Origin of the sequence: Micromonospora sp. NPDC047707, assembly GCF_040704235.1 — a bacterium.
Classification (GTDB): Bacteria; Actinomycetota; Actinomycetes; order Mycobacteriales; family Micromonosporaceae; genus Micromonospora.
Window position 1 is genome coordinate 43,347 of sequence record NZ_JBEYSU010000008.1, and the last position, 16,600, is coordinate 59,946.

At 73.4% G+C, this 16,600-nt stretch carries 15 protein-coding genes; 7 read left to right on the forward strand and 8 right to left on the reverse strand.

All coding sequences use genetic code 11. The features are described from left to right. Nucleotides 1–19 precede the first annotated feature (19 nt). The 3 genes from AB0873_RS11505 to AB0873_RS11515 are packed head-to-tail and all read right to left on the reverse strand — an operon-like array spanning nt 20 to nt 2,564. Nucleotides 20–1,003, reverse strand: coding sequence for an NADPH:quinone oxidoreductase family protein (locus AB0873_RS11505; protein WP_366599586.1), 984 nt, complete (start codon nt 1,001–1,003; stop codon nt 20–22). Then, the gene (locus AB0873_RS11510) at nt 1,003–1,782 is read right to left on the reverse strand and encodes an SDR family oxidoreductase (RefSeq protein ID WP_366599587.1); all 780 of its coding nucleotides are present in this window, start codon (nt 1,780–1,782) and stop codon (nt 1,003–1,005) included. Before AB0873_RS11510 ends, AB0873_RS11505 begins: the two co-directional genes overlap by 1 nt. Beyond that, complete coding sequence (locus AB0873_RS11515; RefSeq protein WP_366599588.1) at nt 1,782–2,564, reverse strand: SDR family oxidoreductase; 783 nt, start codon at nt 2,562–2,564, stop codon at nt 1,782–1,784. The genes AB0873_RS11510 and AB0873_RS11515 overlap by 1 nt, the downstream gene beginning before the upstream one ends. A gap of 142 nt (nt 2,565–2,706) precedes the next feature. On the opposite strand from AB0873_RS11515, the gene AB0873_RS11520 reads away from it, so the two are divergent. The 6 genes from AB0873_RS11520 to AB0873_RS11545 all read left to right on the forward strand — a co-directional run bounded on the left by AB0873_RS11520 (nt 2,707) and on the right by AB0873_RS11545 (nt 10,025). After that, nucleotides 2,707–3,303, forward strand: coding sequence for a TetR/AcrR family transcriptional regulator (locus AB0873_RS11520; protein WP_366599589.1), 597 nt, complete (start codon nt 2,707–2,709; stop codon nt 3,301–3,303). A gap of 91 nt (nt 3,304–3,394) precedes the next feature. Next, on the forward strand, nt 3,395–3,829 hold the full coding sequence (locus tag AB0873_RS11525; protein WP_155331626.1) for a Fur family transcriptional regulator: 435 nt from the start codon (nt 3,395–3,397) through the stop codon (nt 3,827–3,829). A gap of 33 nt (nt 3,830–3,862) precedes the next feature. Then, nucleotides 3,863–6,064: a catalase/peroxidase HPI gene (gene katG / locus AB0873_RS11530; RefSeq protein WP_366599590.1), complete on the forward strand. Its 2,202-nt coding sequence runs from the start codon at nt 3,863–3,865 to the stop codon at nt 6,062–6,064. Between the two features lie 129 nt (nt 6,065–6,193). Further along, nucleotides 6,194–7,441 (forward strand): MalY/PatB family protein, encoded by a 1,248-nt coding sequence (locus AB0873_RS11535; protein ID WP_366599591.1) that lies wholly within the window; start codon nt 6,194–6,196, stop codon nt 7,439–7,441. A 334-nt stretch (nt 7,442–7,775) separates the two neighbouring features. After that, nucleotides 7,776–8,711 (forward strand): hypothetical protein, encoded by a 936-nt coding sequence (locus AB0873_RS11540; protein ID WP_366599592.1) that lies wholly within the window; start codon nt 7,776–7,778, stop codon nt 8,709–8,711. A gap of 276 nt (nt 8,712–8,987) precedes the next feature. Then, the gene (locus AB0873_RS11545) at nt 8,988–10,025 is read left to right on the forward strand and encodes a hypothetical protein (RefSeq protein WP_366599593.1); all 1,038 of its coding nucleotides are present in this window, start codon (nt 8,988–8,990) and stop codon (nt 10,023–10,025) included. A 102-nt stretch (nt 10,026–10,127) separates the two neighbouring features. Here the strand turns inward: AB0873_RS11545 and AB0873_RS11550 are convergent, their stop codons facing one another. The 5 genes from AB0873_RS11550 to AB0873_RS11570 are packed head-to-tail and all read right to left on the reverse strand — an operon-like array spanning nt 10,128 to nt 15,273. Beyond that, complete coding sequence (locus AB0873_RS11550) at nt 10,128–10,799, reverse strand: ATP-binding cassette domain-containing protein (protein ID WP_366599594.1); 672 nt, start codon at nt 10,797–10,799, stop codon at nt 10,128–10,130. Next, nucleotides 10,796–11,794 (reverse strand): ABC transporter ATP-binding protein, encoded by a 999-nt coding sequence (locus AB0873_RS11555; RefSeq protein WP_366599595.1) that lies wholly within the window; start codon nt 11,792–11,794, stop codon nt 10,796–10,798. Before AB0873_RS11555 ends, AB0873_RS11550 begins: the two co-directional genes overlap by 4 nt. Then, on the reverse strand, nt 11,791–12,660 hold the full coding sequence (locus AB0873_RS11560) for an ABC transporter permease (RefSeq protein WP_155331619.1): 870 nt from the start codon (nt 12,658–12,660) through the stop codon (nt 11,791–11,793). The genes AB0873_RS11555 and AB0873_RS11560 overlap by 4 nt, the downstream gene beginning before the upstream one ends. Continuing rightward, a complete protein-coding gene (locus tag AB0873_RS11565; RefSeq protein WP_366599596.1) occupies nt 12,653–13,723 on the reverse strand; it encodes an ABC transporter permease in 1,071 nt (356 codons plus the stop codon). Before AB0873_RS11565 ends, AB0873_RS11560 begins: the two co-directional genes overlap by 8 nt. Beyond that, nucleotides 13,690–15,273 carry an ABC transporter substrate-binding protein gene (locus AB0873_RS11570; RefSeq protein WP_366599597.1) on the reverse strand — a complete coding sequence of 528 codons (1,584 nt, stop codon included), beginning with the start codon at nt 15,271–15,273 and terminating at the stop codon, nt 13,690–13,692. The genes AB0873_RS11565 and AB0873_RS11570 overlap by 34 nt, the downstream gene beginning before the upstream one ends. Before the next feature lie 380 nt (nt 15,274–15,653). Between AB0873_RS11570 and AB0873_RS11575 the strand changes: the two genes are divergently transcribed. Further along, nucleotides 15,654–16,583 (forward strand): transposase, encoded by a 930-nt coding sequence (locus AB0873_RS11575; RefSeq protein ID WP_366599598.1) that lies wholly within the window; start codon nt 15,654–15,656, stop codon nt 16,581–16,583. The last annotated feature ends 17 nt before the right edge of the window (nt 16,584–16,600 follow it).

Sequence of the window (16,600 nt, forward strand, 5' to 3'; positions counted from 1 at the left end):
ATGTGGCAGGGAAGGACGGTCACGAGACGTACACCACCCGGCCGACGGTGACGCCGTCGGCGAGCCGCTGGATCCCCTCGGCCGCGCCGGCGAGCGGGAGGCGCTCGCTGACCAGTGGCCGTACGGCGCCCTGGTCGGCCAGCGCGGTGAGGGCCCGATGGCATTCGCCGACCGCCGCCGGGTCGTAGCGGTGGTAGAGGCCCCAGTGCAGGCCGACGATGGAGTAGTTCTTCACCAGGGCGTGGTTGAGTGCGGCGGACTGGATCCGGCCCCCGGCGAAGCCGACCACGAGGATCCGCCCCTCGAACGCGACGCACTTGGTCGACCGCTGGTAGGTCTCGCCACCGACCGGGTCGTACACGACGTCGGCGCCCCGGCCACCGGTCTCGGCCCTGACCACCTCGACGAAGTCCTCGTCGTGGCGGTCCACGACCACGTCGGCGCCGAGCGCGCGGGCGACCGCCGCCTTCTCCGGACCGCCCACGACGCCGATCACCCGGGCACCGGCCGCCCTGCCGAGTTGGACGGCGGCGCTGCCGACTCCGCCGGCCGCCGCGTGGACCAGCAGCGTCTCGCCCGCGCGCAGGCCGGCCCGGCGGTGCAGGCCGAACCAGCCGGTCTGGTACCCGATGTAGAGCGAAGCCGCCTCGGCGTCGTCGAGCGCGGCGGGCGCGGGAAACGTCGTCGCCGCGTCCAGCACCGCGAGTTCCGCGAACCCGCCGGACGGCAGCGCCGCGCCGCCGAGCACCCGGTCGCCGACGGCGAATCCGTCCACCCCCTCGCCGAGGGCGACGACCTCGCCGCACAGCTCGACGCCGGGGGTGAACGGGAGCTGCGGCTTGACCTGGTACTCGCCGCGGCACATGAGGACGTCCGGGAAGTTCGCCGGACAGGCCCGCACCTTCACCACGAGCTGGCCGGGACCCGGCTCCGGGTCGGCCACGTCGTCGAGCCGCAGCACGTCCCGGGGCTCGCCGAGCGCGGCCACCCGCCATGCCTTCATCACAGCACCCCCTGGTCCTCGAACTGTCGCTGGATCCGGTTCATGCCGTTGAGCCACCGGTCGGTGTCGGTGGCGCGGTGCACGTAGTAGTCGGCCACCCGGGGATGCGGCAGGACGAGGAACCGGTCGTGGTGGAGGGCCCGCCACGTCGCCTCGGCCACGTCCTCCGGGGAGAGCGCCCCGTCGTGGCTGAGCATCTCCTGCAGCGGCCCGGCGTTCTCGAACATCCGGGTGCGCACGCCCTGCGGGCAGATGGCCTGCACCACGATCCCCCGGTGCCGGTACGTGGCCGACAGCCACTCGGCGAACGCCACGCAGGCGTGCTTGCTGACCGAGTACGCCGGATTTCCGATCGCCGTGAGCAGCCCGGCCGCGGACGCGGTCACGACGAACCGGCCCGAACCACGCGACACCCAGGTGGGCATCAGCAGCCGCGCGGCCCGCACGTGCGCCATCACGTTCACCTCGTGGCTGGCGGCCCACTCCTCCTCGCCGGCCCCGAGCCCCCGGCCCCGCTCGATCCCGGCGTTCCCGAACCACATGTCGATGCCGCCGAGGTGGTCCCGTGCCGCCTCGACCAGCGCGGCGACGCCCTGCTCGCCGGCGGCGTCGCCCGGAGCGGCGTGACCGCCGATCTCCTCGGCCACCTGGACGGCCGCGTCGGCGTCGAGGTCGTTCACCACGACCCGCGCTCCCTCGGCCGCGAGTCGGACGGCCAGGGCCCGGCCGATGCCGTGGCCGGCGCCGGTGACGACGACGCCCTGGTCCCGTACCGGCATCAGACACCTCCGGTCAGGGTGAGGCCACCGTCGAGCACCAGCAGCTGACCGGTGATCCAGGCGGCGTCCTCCGACAGCAGGAACGCGACGGCACCGGCGACGTCCTCGGCGACACCGAGCCGCTTCAGCGGGTACGCGGCCGCCACCTGTTCCTCCCGCCCCTCGTAGAGGGCGGTGGCGAACCTCGTCTTGACGACGGCCGGGGCGACGGCGTTCACCCGGACGTCCGGGGCGAGCTCCACGGCGAGCTGTTGGGTGAGGTGGGTGAGCATCGCCTTGGTGGCGCCGTAGAACCCGATGCCCGGCGCGGGACGGACACCGGCCACCGAGGAGACGTTGACGACGGCGCCGCCGTGCCCCTTCATCCAGACCCGGTGGGCCTGCTGCACCCACGACAGGGCGGCCAGGCAGTTCACCTCGAAGACCTTGCGGGCCGCCGCGGGGTCCAGTTCGACCATCGGGCCGTACGCCGGGTTGATGCCGGTGTTGTTGACCAGCAGGTCGGCGCTGCCGAACGTGTCGACGGCGCGGGCCACGGCCTCGGCCTGGTGGTCGGTGTCGTCCGCGTGGGCGGCGACGGCGAGGGCGTGCTCGGGGCCCAGCCGGGCGACCGCCTCGTCGAGCGCCTCCCGCTTGCGGGCGGTGAGGACGACCTTGGCGCCGTCGGCGACCAGCCGCTCGGCGATGGCCAGCCCGATGCCCCGGCTCGCGCCGGTGACGATCGCGGTCCGTCCAGCGAGCCTTGCGGGCGTCGGTGCTACTCCGTTGCGAGGTGTGGTCACGACACGGCTCCGGGGTTACTAAGCGCTTGCTTAGGATACATTTGATGGAGTGTGCGGCAGCGCCCCAGCCGCCTTCAACAGCTCGGACCCCGGCGACGTGGTATCAATGCCCGGCGAGGTTCGGGCAGGAAGGATGGCCGCGTTGACCGACACCGCCGAACTCTCCCGCGCCGACGCGACCCGCGCGCGACTGCTCGAGGCGGCCGTCTCCGCGTTCGCCGAGAAGGGCTTCCACGGCACGACGACCCGCGACATCGCCGCCGCGGCAGGGCTGAGCCCGGCCGCGCTCTACGTGCACCACAAGTCGAAGGAGGAGCTCCTCTACCTGATCTCACGATCAGGGCACGACCACGTGCTCCGGTTGGTGCGGGACGCCGCCGCGTCGTCCGACGACCCGGCCACCGCGCTACGGCGGTTGGTCCACGACTTCGTGGTCGTCCACGCCCGGGACCACATCAGCACCCGCGTCGTCAACTACGAGCTGACCGCGCTCAACCCCGAGCACCTCGCCGAGATCCGCGCCGTCCGGCACGGCATCGAGCATGCGATCCGCCAGCTGATCGAGAGGGGCGTCGCCGCCGGGGTCTTCGACACGCCCGACCCGCGGATGGCGGGCGCCGCGCTGATGTCGCTCGGCGTCGACCTCGGCCGGTGGTACCGCGACGAGGGCGGCTGGAGCCCCGAGCACATCGCCGAGCAGTACGCCGAGATGGCGCTGCGCATCGTCGGCGCCCGCTGAGACCCGGGACCGAGGCACCCGCCTCCCGCCGCCCCGACGCGCCGCCGGTTTCTTGATGCATTCAAGAGAAAAGTGGAGCATACTGCGCATCATGGCCACGACGGCGGAGTTCGAGCGCATGCTACGCGGCGCCGCGCTCCGCGTGACCCGGCCACGGCTGGCGGTGCTGGACGCGGTGCACCAGCATCCGCACGCCGACACCGACTCGATCATCCGTGCCGTGCGCGGGGACCTTCCCGAGGTGTCCCACCAGGCCGTGTACGACGTGCTGCGGGCGCTGACGGCCGCGGGTCTGGTACGGCGCATCCAGCCGGCCGGATCCGTGGCCCGCTACGAGTCGCGGGTCGGGGACAACCACCACCACCTCGTGTGCCGCTTGTGCGGTGCCATCACCGACGTCGACTGTGCCGTCGGTGGGGCGCCCTGCCTGACCGCGTCCGACGACCAGGGCTTCTCGATCGACGAGGCCGAGGTCACCTACTGGGGCGTCTGTCCCGGGTGCGTCGCGGCACCGGCAGCCAGTTGACCGGACCAGAGACAAGACAGGAGATGGACCGACGTGCCTGAGCACGGCAGCGAGAGCGAGAACCCGGCAATCCCCTCCCCGACCCCCAAGCCAGACCGGCGACCGCAGACCAACCAGGACTGGTGGCCGAATCAGCTGAACCTTCAGGTTCTCCACCAGCATTCGCCCCGGGCGAACCCGCTGGGCGAGGACTTCAGCTACCCGGAAGAGTTCAAGAAACTCGACGTCGAGGCGCTGAAGCGGGACATCTTCGAGGTCATGACGACGTCCCAGGACTGGTGGCCCGCCGACTACGGCCACTACGGGCCGCTCTTCATCCGGATGAGCTGGCACTCCGCCGGCACGTACCGGATCGAGGACGGCCGCGGCGGCGGTGGCGACGGCGCCCAGCGCTTCGCCCCGCTCAACAGCTGGCCGGACAACGCGAACCTGGACAAGGCACGCCGGCTGCTCTGGCCGGTCAAGCAGAAGTACGGGCAGAGCATCTCCTGGGCCGACCTCCTCGTCTTCGCCGGCAACTGCGCGCTGGAGTCGATGGGGTTCCGGACGTTCGGCTTCGGCTTCGGGCGCGAGGACGTCTGGGAGCCCGAGGAGGTCTTCTGGGGACCGGAGGACACCTGGCTCGGCGACGAGCGCTACAGCGGCGACCGGGAGCTCTCCGGTCCGCTGGGCGCCGTGCAGATGGGCCTGATCTACGTGAACCCGGAGGGGCCCAACGGCACCCCGGATCCCCTCGCCGCCGCCCGGGACATCCGCGAGACGTTCCGCCGGATGGCGATGAACGACGAGGAGACCGTCGCCCTCATCGCCGGCGGTCACACGTTCGGCAAGACCCACGGCGCCGCCCGGGCCGACGAGTACGTCGGCCCCGAGCCCGAGGGCGCCCCGCTCGAGGAGCAGGGTCTGGGCTGGCGGAACACCTTCGGCTCCGGCAAGGGCAAGGACACGATCACCAGCGGCCTCGAAGGCGCGTGGACCCCCACCCCGATCACGTGGGACAACAGCTTCTTCGAGACCCTCTTCGGCTTCGAGTGGGAGCTCTGCGAGAGCCCCGCCGGCGCGAAGCAGTGGAAGCCGAAGGACGGGGCCGCCGCGGACGCCGTGCCCGGCGCCCACGACCCCTCGGTCCGGTACGCCCCGATGATGGCGACGACCGACCTCGCGCTGCGCATGGACCCGACGTACGAGCAGATCTCCCGGCGCTTCATGGCGAACCCGGACCAGTTCGCGGGGGCCTTCGCCAAGGCCTGGTACAAGCTCCTGCACCGCGACATGGGACCGGTGTCGCGCTACCTCGGCCCGTGGGTCCCGGAGCCGCAGCTGTGGCAGGACCCGGTCCCCGCGGTCGACCACGAGCTGGTCACCGACGAGGACGTGGCCGCCCTCAAGCGCCAGCTCCTCGCCTCGGGGCTGTCCGTCGCGCAGTTGGTCCGCACGGCGTGGGCGGCGGCGGCGAGCTTCCGCGGCACCGACATGCGCGGCGGGGCCAACGGGGCCCGGATCCGCCTCGAACCGCAGCGGAACTGGGAGGTCAACGACCCGGCCGAGCTCGCCACAGTGCTGCCGACGCTGGAGCGGATCCAGCAGGAGTTCACCAGCGCCCAGTCCGGCGGGAAGAAGGTCTCGCTCGCCGATCTGATCGTCCTCGGCGGCTGCGCGGCCGTCGAGCAGGCGGCCCGGAACGCCGGGCACGACATCACGGTCCCGTTCGCGCCGGGGCGTACGGACGCCTCGCAGGAGCAGACCGACGTCGAGTCCTTCCGGGTGCTCGAGCCGAAGGCGGACGGGTTCCGCAACTACGTCCGGGCGGGTGGCAAGCTGCCGCCGGAGACCCTGCTGCTGGACCGGGCCAACCTGCTGAACCTGACCGCCCCCGAGATGACGGTCCTCATCGGCGGCATGCGGGCCCTGAACGCCAACGTGGGGCAGACGCCGCACGGCGTCTTCACCGACCGGCCGGAGACGTTGACGAACGACTTCTTCGTCAACCTGCTCGACAACACCACGGAGTGGAAGGCGTCCACCTCCGCGCAGAACGTGTTCGAGGGCCGGGACCGCGCCACCGGGAAGGTCAAGTGGACGGCCACCGCCGTCGACCTGGTCTTCGGTGCGAACTCCCAGCTCCGAGCCATCGCCGAGGTCTACGGCGGTCACGACGCGCGGGGGAGGTTCGTCCAGGACTTCGTCACGGCGTGGGTCAAGGTCATGAACCTGGACCGGTACGACCTCGCCTGATCCCGAAGCGGCGGGCCCCGGTCACCGATGTGGCCGGGGCCTCCTCGTGCCCGGATCACTCCTCGCCGGCTCCGGCCCTCGCCGGGCCCGACCGGCGGGTGCCGTCGACGTACCGCCTAGGGTGGCGGCATGCCAGGCCCTGATCCGTCCGCCGGCGACTCGGTGGCGCAGAATCCGCTCACCCGGCTGACGCTGGCCGACCTCCGGCGGCGCACCAGTGTGAAGTGGCGCATGCACCCGCCCGACGTGCTCCCCCTCTGGGTGGCGGAGATGGACGTACCCCTCGCCCCCGCCGTGGCCGACGCGCTCCGCCACGCGATCGACCTCGGCGACACCGGGTACGCACACGGCACGGCGTACGCCGAGGCGCTCGGCGACTTCGCCGCCGACCGGTGGGAGTGGCACGACTTCCGGGTCGACCGTACGACCGTGGTGGCCGACGTGATGACGGGCATCGTCGAGGTGCTCCGGCTCGTGACCGACCCCGGTGACGCGGTGGTGGTGTGCTCCCCCGTCTACCCGCCCTTCTACGCGTTCGTCAGCCACGCCGACCGGCGGGTGATCGAAGCGCCGCTGGGGCCGGACCTGCGCATGGACGTCGCCGCTCTCGACGAGGCCTTCCGCCGCGCGCGGACGTACGGCCGCCGGCCGGCGTTCCTGCTGTGCAACCCGCACAACCCGACCGGCGTCGTCCACCGCCGCGACGAACTCGAGGCCGTCGCCGAGGCGGCCGGCCGGCACGGCGTACGGGTGATCTCCGACGAGATCCACGCTCCGCTGGTGCTGTCCGGGGCGCGCTTCACCCCGTACCTCACGGTGGCCGGCGCCGAGAACGCGTTCGCCCTGATCTCCGCCTCGAAGGCGTGGAACCTCGCCGGCCTCAAGGCGGCGCTCGCCGTCGCCGGGCCACGGGCAGCCGCCGACCTGAGCCGGATGCCGGAGGAGGTCAGCCACGGGCCCAGCCACCTGGGCGTCATCGCGCACACCGCCGCGTTCCGCGCCGGCGGACCGTGGCTCGACCTCGTCCTCGACGGCCTGGACGCCAACCGCACGGCGCTGGAGACGCTGCTGGCGCAGCATGCGCCGGCCATCCGGTACCACCGCCCCGAGGGCACCTACCTCGCCTGGCTGGACTGCACGGCGCTGGGCATCGACTCCGGGCGGCCGACCGGCGAACCGGGCGTCGCCAGCGACATCGCCGGGCCCGCGAAGATGTTCCTCGACCGGGCGCGGGTCGTCCTCAGTTCCGGGCACGTCTTCGGCACCGGCGGGGCCGGCTTCGTACGCCTCAACTTCGCCACCTCGCCCGCGATCCTCACCGACGCCGTGACCCGGATGGGCCGCGCGGTCGAGACGCACCACGCGTCGGCCGGCTGAAGTCACCGAGACCGTGACCCACGCGGCCTCGGTGCTCGAGGAGGAAGTCGCGGCGGGCATCGCCAGCGAACGGCGGCGGAGACCGAGGACGGACGGTTCCTGCTCGACCTGACCGAGTACGTCTGTGGAGCGCAGCCGGTAGGCGACCGGCGCCCCGAAGCCGGACGCGACCGTCCCCTCGACACGTCGGTAAACGTTGATTTCCCCGTGTGTCGAGGAGTGTTCGGACGATCACCGCACGGCACAATGGACAGGCCGGTGTGAACCGAGGGTTCCGGTCTGGAGGTGCCCGTTGCCGTGTCGAGGCCGACTGGTTCGGTGGACGCTGCGCGGGGTGCTCCTGGTCGGTGGTGTGTTCGGCGTCTGGGGTCTTCGCGAAGCGGTCGTGGACCAGCAGGCGCACGCCGCCGAGCCCACGCGGCTCTGCGTCCTAGGCGACCTGCTCGACGCCGAGGTGACCGTTCTCGGCGGCACCCTGACCTGTGTGACTCCCCAGCCGTCTCGCGCCCCCGTCGAGGATGGACCAACCCGCGTCGAGGACGAACCAGCCCGCGCCGCGGACACGCCGGCCCGCGCCGATGTGGTCCTTCCGGACGCCGATCAGCCGCTGCTGAACGACGCGCGGACCCGGGATGGCGTGGACGCGGTCGTCGCGGCGGCGGCGTCCGTGGTGCGTCCGGTCGTGGGGCTCGCGTCGCCCGCTGTCGAGGAGGTCGCCGGGACAGGTGTGGTGGAACCGGTCGGCACCGTCGTCCGGCCGGTGGCCGAGCCGATCGTCGACGTCCTGCCGCCGGTCCTCACCCCCGTCCTCGCCCCGGTGCTCGACCTGGCTCAGCCGATCCTCGGCCCGCCCGCCACGCCCGCCAGTCCCCCCACGGACCCGGTCGAGATCGCTCCGGCGCCCGCTGGTGACGCGCCGGCCGCCGGCGCGCCCGGCACCGGCAGCCACCCCGCCGCGCCGCATCTCACGGTCTCCCCTGCAGGTCCGGCCCCGGCGTCCGCGGCAGCGGCCCATCAGGGGGCGACGGCCGAGGCCGGCCGGACGGCGCAGGTACCGCCGCGGCAGCACGACGCGAGCCACCCGCCCGGGCCGGCTTCCGACGCTCCTGCCAGCACCGCCGCCAGCAGTTCCGCCGCCGTCGGGACCGGCGAGCCCGCCGACGCCACGGCGCGCTCGTGGACGCCGGACCTGACCCGCGCCGGCCACCACATCCGTTGCTGCGCCACGCTCGCGAGTCGATCGCCGCAACCCGACACCGGGCCCGCCTGAGCAGCCGTCACGACCGCCGGCGAAGGCGGAACGGCCACGACGAGCAGGCAGGTCGCTCACGCGGCCGCCGGCCGCCGTCGCCGGGCGGCCCGGACCCGGAACGCGCCTCTTCCCTCCGTACGCCGGCGCGGCCCGCCGCACCGACCACCCGGTAGGTGACCCGGCAGCCCCGCCGTCCCCTCACTGCGCCCGGCCCCACCCCGGGACCGTTGGCTGCCCGAGCCCGCACCGCCCCGACCAGGACCACACAGCCGCAACTGCCACCAGGAGAAACCCGTGAACAACACCCTGCCCGTCTGCCGCGCCCACTGGGCGGACATCCCCGACATCGTCGAACTGGTCGTCGCCCCCTTCGTCGGCAGCCCCATCAGTGAGTGGCTGGTACCGGACGAACGCCGTCGACGTGACGTGCTCGGCTCCGTCCTCCGCATCTGGACCGAGCACGCTCTCCTGTTCGGGGAGGCCTACCTCCTGCAGGACCGGTCCGCCGCCGCCGTGTGGCTGCACCGGTACGGTCCCATCCCCCGCACCAGCGGGTACGGCGAACGGCTCGCCGCCGCCTGCGGCGACTACGTCGACCGCTTCCTCCTGCTCGACGACGTCCTGCGCACGCACCGGCCCGCCCGTCCGCACAACCACCTGGCGTTCTTCGCGGTCGCCCCGAACGGCCCCCGCGTCCGGCGGGCCACCGCCCTGCTCGCCGCGAGCACCGCCCGGATGGGCCAGGCGCTGCTCCCCACGTACACGGAGGCGACATCCGTCGCCGACCGGGACCTGTACGCCCGACACGGCTACGTCTGCGGCGAACCGTTCACGCTCCCGGACGGCACCACCACCTATCCGATGTGGCGAAGTCCGGGACAACGGAAACCCGGACCGGGCTCCACCGTCACGGGCGCCCGCCCGCACCGGCCCGCCCGCCGGCGCCGCTCCCCCGACCTGCCGGTACGGGTCGTTCTCGACGCGTCCGCGATCGTCGCGTTCACGACCGGGTCGGCCGCCGTCGACGAGACGATCGCGCAGGTCGTCGAGGAGGGTTACCTGTTCGGCCTGCCCGTCGCGTGCCTGGCGGAAGCGTCCAGGTCGGTCGTCGACACCGCCCGGCTCGACCTTCTGGTCGACCATCCCGCCGCGGCGGTGCTCACCGTCGACCCGCTCAGCTGGAGCGCCCTCGCCAACACGTACCGCGCCGTCGGTCGACTCGACACGGCGAGCGTGCTGCTCGCCGCCGCCCACAACGAATGCACCATCCTGACCGCCGGACCCGACCAGTACACCGGCCTGACCGGAGATGAGCCGATCATGCCGGCCTAGGTCCGGTGTCGAAGTCCGCGGTCGAGCCGAGGCGGAGTCCAGGCGGCGTCCGGCAAGGGCCCTAGCCGAAGCCCGACCCGAACCAGGCCGGACGCGGCCCGGTCATGGCCCGACCGCGGGCGGAAGGTCGACGACGCGGGTCGCCAGACGAGTCATCAGCGCGGGATCGTGGGTGATGAGGAGGACTCCGGCGTGGTGCCGCCGCTGGTAGTCGGTGACGACGGTGGCGAGATGGGCCTGGGTGGAGGCGTCCAGCATGGCGGTGGCCTCGTCGCAGAGCAGGTAACCGGGCCGGTGCACGAGCGCCCGGGCCAGGCAGGCGCGTTGCAGCTGTCCGTCGCTGACCGCGTGCGGGCGGCGGGTGAGCAGGTCCGGGGTGAGGCCGACGAGGTCGGCCAGCTCCGCCACCCGGGCCCGTGCCTCGCCCGTCGGGGTGCCGGTGGCGCGTAGCGGCTCGGCGACGATGTCGGCGAGGCTGAGCCGCGGGTCGGTGGCGGCGCGCGGGCTCTGGAAGAGGATCGCGACCCGGGTACGGATCGCGGCCGGCAGCCGGTGCCGGGCTCCCGCCAGGGGCACGCCGTCGAGGGTGACGTGCCCGGCGTCGGGCGCGTGCAGCAGGGCGAGGACGCGGGCGAGGGTGGACTTGCCGCTGCCGGACGGCCCGCGCAGCCCGACCGTCTCGCCGCGGGCGACGTGCAGGTCGACGCGGTCGAGGACGCGTTGCCGGCGGTACGAGACGGTGACCGCCCGGGCGGCGAGCGCGGCGGCGGTCATGCCGTCACCGGGTGGTGACAGGCGACCCGGCCGGAGCCGTCCGCGCGCAGGCCGGGCAGGGAGCGGCAGGTGTCCGTGGCGCGGTCGCACCGGGGGGCGAAGGCGCAGCCGTCGGGCAGGGCGGTGAGCATCGGCGGGTGGCCGGGGACGGGTCGGAAGGCGCGGTCGGGCAGGGCGTCGAGGAGCCCGGCGGTGTAGGGGTGGGCCGGGGCGTCGAACAGGGCGCCGGTGGGGCGGTGTTCGACGATGCGGCTGGCGTACATGACGGCGACGGTGTCGGCGACACGGCGGGCGGCGGCGAGGTCGTGGGTGATGAGCAGGACGGTGCCGCCGGTGTCGCAGCGGCGGCGCAGGAGCTCCAGGGTGTGGTCGGCCAGGGGACGGTCGAGGCCGGTGGTGGGTTCGTCGGCGAGCAGGAGCGCCGGGTCGGGGGCGAGGGCGAGAGCGGTGGCCAGGCGCTGGGCCATGCCGCCGGACAGTTCGTGGGGGTAGCGGTGCAGGTCGGCGGGGTCCAGGCCGACGTCGGCGGCGAGCCGGTCGGCGGCGGCGGGCGCGTCGCGGCGGGTGTGACCGTGCGCGCGCAGCGTCTCCTCCAGCAGCCGCCGTCCGGTGCGGACCGGGGTGAGCGCGGTGGCGGGGCTCTGCGGTACGAGACCGACGACGCGTCCGCGCACCGTACGGGCGAGGTGCCGTTCACCGCAGCCGGTCAGGTCGACGGGGTCTCCGGTGTGCGGGCGCAGGCGCGCGTGGCCGGTGACGGTGGCGTTGCCGGGCAGCAGGCCCAGCAGCGCGTGAGCGAGCACGGACTTGCCGCACCCGGACTCCCCGACCACGGCGAGGAGCTCGCCGGGTTGAAGGGTGAGGTGCAGGTCGGTGACGGCGTGGACGGTGGCGTCGGGGAGACGGAACCGGACGGTCAGTCCGTCGATCTCCAGAAGTGGCGGGCGGCGGCCGGTGCCGGTCCCGGTCGTGGCGAGGGGCGCGGTGGTGGTCACAGGTTCAGCTCCGCTCGTACGCGGGGGTCGAGGCGGTCACGCCACCGGCCGGTCAGGGTGGCCAGGGCGAGGGTGACCGCGACGAGGGCGAGGCCGGGGACGATGCTGGCCCACCAGGCGCCGGTGAGCAGGGACCGCTGCCCGTCGTTGATCATGTTGCCGATGGAGGCGAGGTGCGGGGGCAGGCCGAGACCGAGGAAGGACAGGGCGGTCTCGTGCCAGACCGCGTGCGGGACCATCAGGGTGGTCGCCAACGCGAGCCGGGGCAGCACGTGCGGGAGCAGGTGGCGGGTGAGGACGCGGGCCCGGCCGGCGCCGCCGGAGATCGCCGCGTCGACGAAGGGCCGGGTGCGCAGGCTGAGCAGCTCGGAGCGGACGATGCGGGCGGTCGACAGCCAGTGGGTCAGCCCGATGGACAGGATCACCGCCCCGAGGCTGGGTCGCAGCATCGCGACGACGAAGATGCCCAGCAGGAGGTGCGGCAGCGCGGCGATCGTGTCGACGACGCGCATCAGCACCCGGTCGACAGTACCGCCGACGGTGCCGGCGACCGCGCCGACGAGGCCGCCGATGACGGTGGCCACCAGCGCGGCGACCGCGCCGACGAGCAGGGAGACGCGCAGGCCGTAGAGGCTGCGGTGGGCGACGTCGCGGCCCAGGTCGTCGGTGCCGGCCGGGTGCTGCCAGGAGGGGGCGAGCCGGACGCGGGACAGGTCCACGGCGCTCTGGTCCAGCGGCCAGAGGACGGGGGCGAGCAGGCAGGCGGCGAACGCCACGGCGAGCACGCCGGCCGCGACCGTCGCCCCGGTGCCACCGGAGCGCCGCCGCCACCGTCGGGCGCGAGCGGGCAGGGCGAGGTCAGTCATCGAGGCGTACCCGGGGATCGGCGGCGGTGTAGGCGAGGTCGGTGGCGAGGTTCGCGGCCAGCACCACGACGGTGGTGGCGAGTGTGGTGGCGGCCAGCAGCGGGAAGTCGGCGCCGAGCGCGGCCTGCACGGTGACCGCTCCGACGCCGGGCAGGGAGAACACGGTCTCCACCAGCACGGCGCCACCGACCAACTCGGGCAGGTGGGTGCCGACCAGGGTGAGGAACGGCAGCAGCGCGGTGCGCAGCGCGTGGCCGAACAGGACGGTGCGGCCGGGCAGGCCGCGGGCGCGCGCGGCGAGGACGTGGTCGTCGCGGAGGCTCTCCGCGACGGCGTCGCGGATGAACAGCACGAACCACGGCGCCTGGGAGACCGCCAGCACGGTCACGGGCAGGATCAGGTGCCGCGCCACGTCCGCGGGATCCGTGCCGGTGCTCCGGATGTCGGTGAACCCGCCGGCGGGAAGCCAGCCGAGGGCGAGGGCGAACACGGCGATCGCCGCGAGCCCGATCCAGAACACCGGCATCGACTGGACGGCGTACGCGGTGGCGCGCAGCGCGCGGTCGAACCAGCCGCCGCGCCGGTACGCGGCGAGGGTGCCGAGCAGCACGCTCGCCACCAGCACCAGGGTGAGCGCCGTGCCGACGAGCAGCAACGTCCAGCCGGCGCGGGCGGCAAGGACCGAGGTGACCGGCTCGTGCCGGCTGGTCGACCAGCCCAGGTCGCCGTGGAGCAGGTTGCCGACCCAGCGGGCGTACTGCACCGGCAGCGGGTCGTCGACGCCCCAGTTGGCGCGGATCTGGGCGAGGTTCTCCTCGCTGGTGGTAAAGGCGGCGGCGCCGGCGTACTGCTGGGCGGGGTCGATCGGGGAGGCGGCGCCGAGGGCGAACATCCCCATGCTGGTCGCGGCCAGCACGGGTACGGCGACCAAAGTCCGGCGGCGGATCACCGCGCCGGCGCCGGCCCACCGCCGCCGCCCGTCCCGGACCCGCGCCGGGTGTGCCGTGTCGACCGGTGACGTGGTGGTGGTCACGGCTTCGTCGTCCAGGTGTGGACGTTCCACCAGAGGCTGTTGGCCACGTCGTGCTCGTGCGGCTCCACCCGCGGCGTCACACCCGCCACCGTGTCCTTCACGACGTAGGTGTGCTGCAGGTAGGTGAGGAACACCCACGGCACGTCGGTGGCGAGCTGCTTCTGGAAGGTCGCGTACGCGGCCTTGCGGGCCGCCGGGTCGGTGCTGTCGCGGCCGTCCTGCAACGCCTTGTCCACCACGGCCGACCGGTACGAGCCGGGGTTGAAGAAGCCCTGCCCGGCGAAGACGGAGCTGAACAGCTTGTAGGAGACGAAGTCCGGGTCGTACGGGGTGCCGTAGCCCATGATCAGCGCGTCGGTCTTCATCCGGGGGGTGATCGCGTCCCAGGTCAGCCCCTCCGGCGTGACCTTGACGCCGACCTTCTTCGCGTCGGCGGTGACCGCGAGGGCGAGTTCCTTGCGCAGGCTGTCGCTGGCCGGGTACATCAGCGTGAACGCGGCCGGCCGGCCGGCCTTGACCCGGATGCCGTCCGGACCGGGCTTCCACCCGGCGGCGTCCAGGATGGCGGTCGCGGCGGCCGGGTCGGCCGTGGCCGCGCCGACGACGGACGGCTCGGCGAACTCCGACGACGGCGGCACCGGCCCGAACGCCGGTTCCCCGGCCCCGCCGAGCACACCGGTCACCATCGCCCGCCGGTCCACCGCCGCGGTGAGCGCCCGCCGCACGGCGGGGTCGCCGGTCACCGGGTTGCCCATCGGCAGCATCACCCCGCGGTAGTCGGCGGTGGGTACCCGCTGCACCCGGTAGCCGCCCTGCCCGTCGAACCCGGCGGCCAGCTTGGGTGCCAGCTCGGCCGCGTCGAACTCGCCGGCCCGCATCCGCTGGGCGCGGACGTTGTCGTCGGCGACGAACGCCACCACCACACCGGAGTTGGCGGGCCGGCCGCCCCAGTAGGTTTCGTTGGCCGCCAGCACGAGCCGGTCCCCCGGCGTCCACGACGTCACCCGGTACGGGCCGGTGCCCACCGGCTTCCGGTTGAACTCCGCCTTGTTGACGTCCTGGCCGGCGAACGCCTTCGCGGGGACGATGCCAAGCGCCAGGCGCTGGAGGAACGGCGCGTACGCGTACTTCAGCGTGAACACCACGGTGGACGGGTCCGGCGCGACGACGGAGGCGAGCATGTCCAGATCCGAGCGCAGCGTCGAGTCGACCTTCGGGTCCAGCACCGCCTGGTAGGTGAACACGACGTCCTGCGCGGTGAGCGGGCTGCCGTCGTGGAACAGCACCCCCTCACGCAGCTTGGCGGTGACCGTCCTGCCGTCCGCCGACACGGCCGGCAGCTCGCGGGCCAGGGCCGGAACGATCTGGTTGCGGGCGTCCCGGGCGACCAGACCGTCGAAGATCAGCGAGCCACCGTCCACGCCGTAGTTCAGCACCGGGTTCAGCGTGTCCGGCTCCCCCGCCGTCGCCACCACGACGGTGCCGGCGCCGTCGGACCCACCGGAGGGCGTCGCCGACGACGAACAACCGGCGACGGCGAGGACGGCGGCGACGGCCGCCGCCGTCACACGCGCGGACATGCGCTTACCCATTGACGTGCTCCCGAGGTTGTGCGGTGCGGGCCACTGATGCCAGCGTTACGCAGTTGCCATATCTTCGCAATAGCCTCGGGAGTCGCGATCATCGGGTCGCCGGTCGCCGCGAACTGAGACGCGACGATCCGCCAGCGGAACGCGTGGTACGGGCAGGTGCCCGGGGAGGCAGCTAGTGCGGTGTCCACTTACGTTTGCCGGGTTGGTGGCCGTGGGGATTGTCGTACGGGTGGTGTTGGCTCGGCCTCATGCCACGTCGTCGTGATCCGGGCGCGCCGCGGGTTGTGCATCGCACTGCGCGTGTCGCGTTGAGGTTGACGTCGGGGCAGCGGCGGCGGTGTTTTGGGTTGTTGCGCTCGGCTGGTGACGTGTGGGCGTGCGTGCTGGAGATCAACTCGTGGAGGCGCCGCCGCCGCGATGCGCCGCTGGCCGGCTATCAGGAGTTGTGTCGGGAGTTGGCGGCGGCCGGGCCGGGCACGTTTGGCGAGTTGGACACGACCGGTGCCCGGTCGGTGTTGCGGCGGTTCTCGGATGCGTGGTTCGCGGCGGCGAAACGTCGCGCGGCGGGTGAGGTGTCGGCCCGGTTTCCGCGTCGGCGGCGTCGGTTGGTGCCGGTGCGCTGGTATCACGGCACCTTCACGATCGAGGGGCGTCGGGTGCGCATCCCGGCTGCCAAGCGCATGCCGCCGTTGCGGGTTCGGCTGGCGCGGGACCTGCCGTATGCGGTCGAGCAGGTCCGCTCGATCACCCTGCTGTGCGACGGTGGTCGCCTGTTCCTCGACGTCACCGCCGAAGTCCCGATCGCCACCTACCCGCCCGGTGAGGAACCGGACCCACACCGGGTGGCCGGCGTGGATCTGGGGATCATCCACCCGTTCGCGGTCGCCGGCGGCGACGGCGAAGGGCTGCTGGTGTCCGGGCGGGCGATCCGCGCCGAGCACCGCATGCACCTGGCCGACACCAAGGCCCGCCGCCGCGCCGTCGCTCGGCGGGCCCCGAAACCGGGTGAGAAGGGGTCACGGCGGTGGCGACAGTACCGCCGCCGGGCCCGGGCGGTGCAGGGGCGGCATCGGCGGCGGGTCCGTCAGGCCCAGCACGAAGCCGCGGAGACGGTCATCGGCTGGGCGCAGCAACGGCGGGTCGGGGTGCTGCACGTCGGCGACCCCCGCGGTGTGCTCGACATTCCGGCCGGGCGGCGGCACAACCTGCGGCTGCGCCAATGGCAGATCGGCCGGCTCCTGCAGGTCCTGACCGACAAGGCCACCCTGATCCACAGCATCCACCGGATTACCCGGTGAACGTTAGTGGACACCGC

Excerpts from the sequence above, each read along its gene's own strand:
- AB0873_RS11505 (WP_366599586.1), bottom strand. The coding sequence starts at position 1,003 with ATGAAGGCATGGCGGGTGGCCGCGCTCGGCGAGCCCCGGGACGTGCTG.
- AB0873_RS11510 (WP_366599587.1), bottom strand. The coding sequence starts at position 1,782 with ATGCCGGTACGGGACCAGGGCGTCGTCGTCACCGGCGCCGGCCACGGC.
- AB0873_RS11525 (WP_155331626.1), top strand. The coding sequence starts at position 3,395 with ATGGCCACGACGGCGGAGTTCGAGCGCATGCTACGCGGCGCCGCGCTC.
- AB0873_RS11535 (WP_366599591.1), top strand. The coding sequence starts at position 6,194 with ATGCCAGGCCCTGATCCGTCCGCCGGCGACTCGGTGGCGCAGAATCCG.
- AB0873_RS11550 (WP_366599594.1), bottom strand. The coding sequence starts at position 10,799 with ATGACCGCCGCCGCGCTCGCCGCCCGGGCGGTCACCGTCTCGTACCGC.
- AB0873_RS11560 (WP_155331619.1), bottom strand. The coding sequence starts at position 12,660 with ATGACTGACCTCGCCCTGCCCGCTCGCGCCCGACGGTGGCGGCGGCGC.
- AB0873_RS11570 (WP_366599597.1), bottom strand. The coding sequence starts at position 15,273 with ATGTCCGCGCGTGTGACGGCGGCGGCCGTCGCCGCCGTCCTCGCCGTC.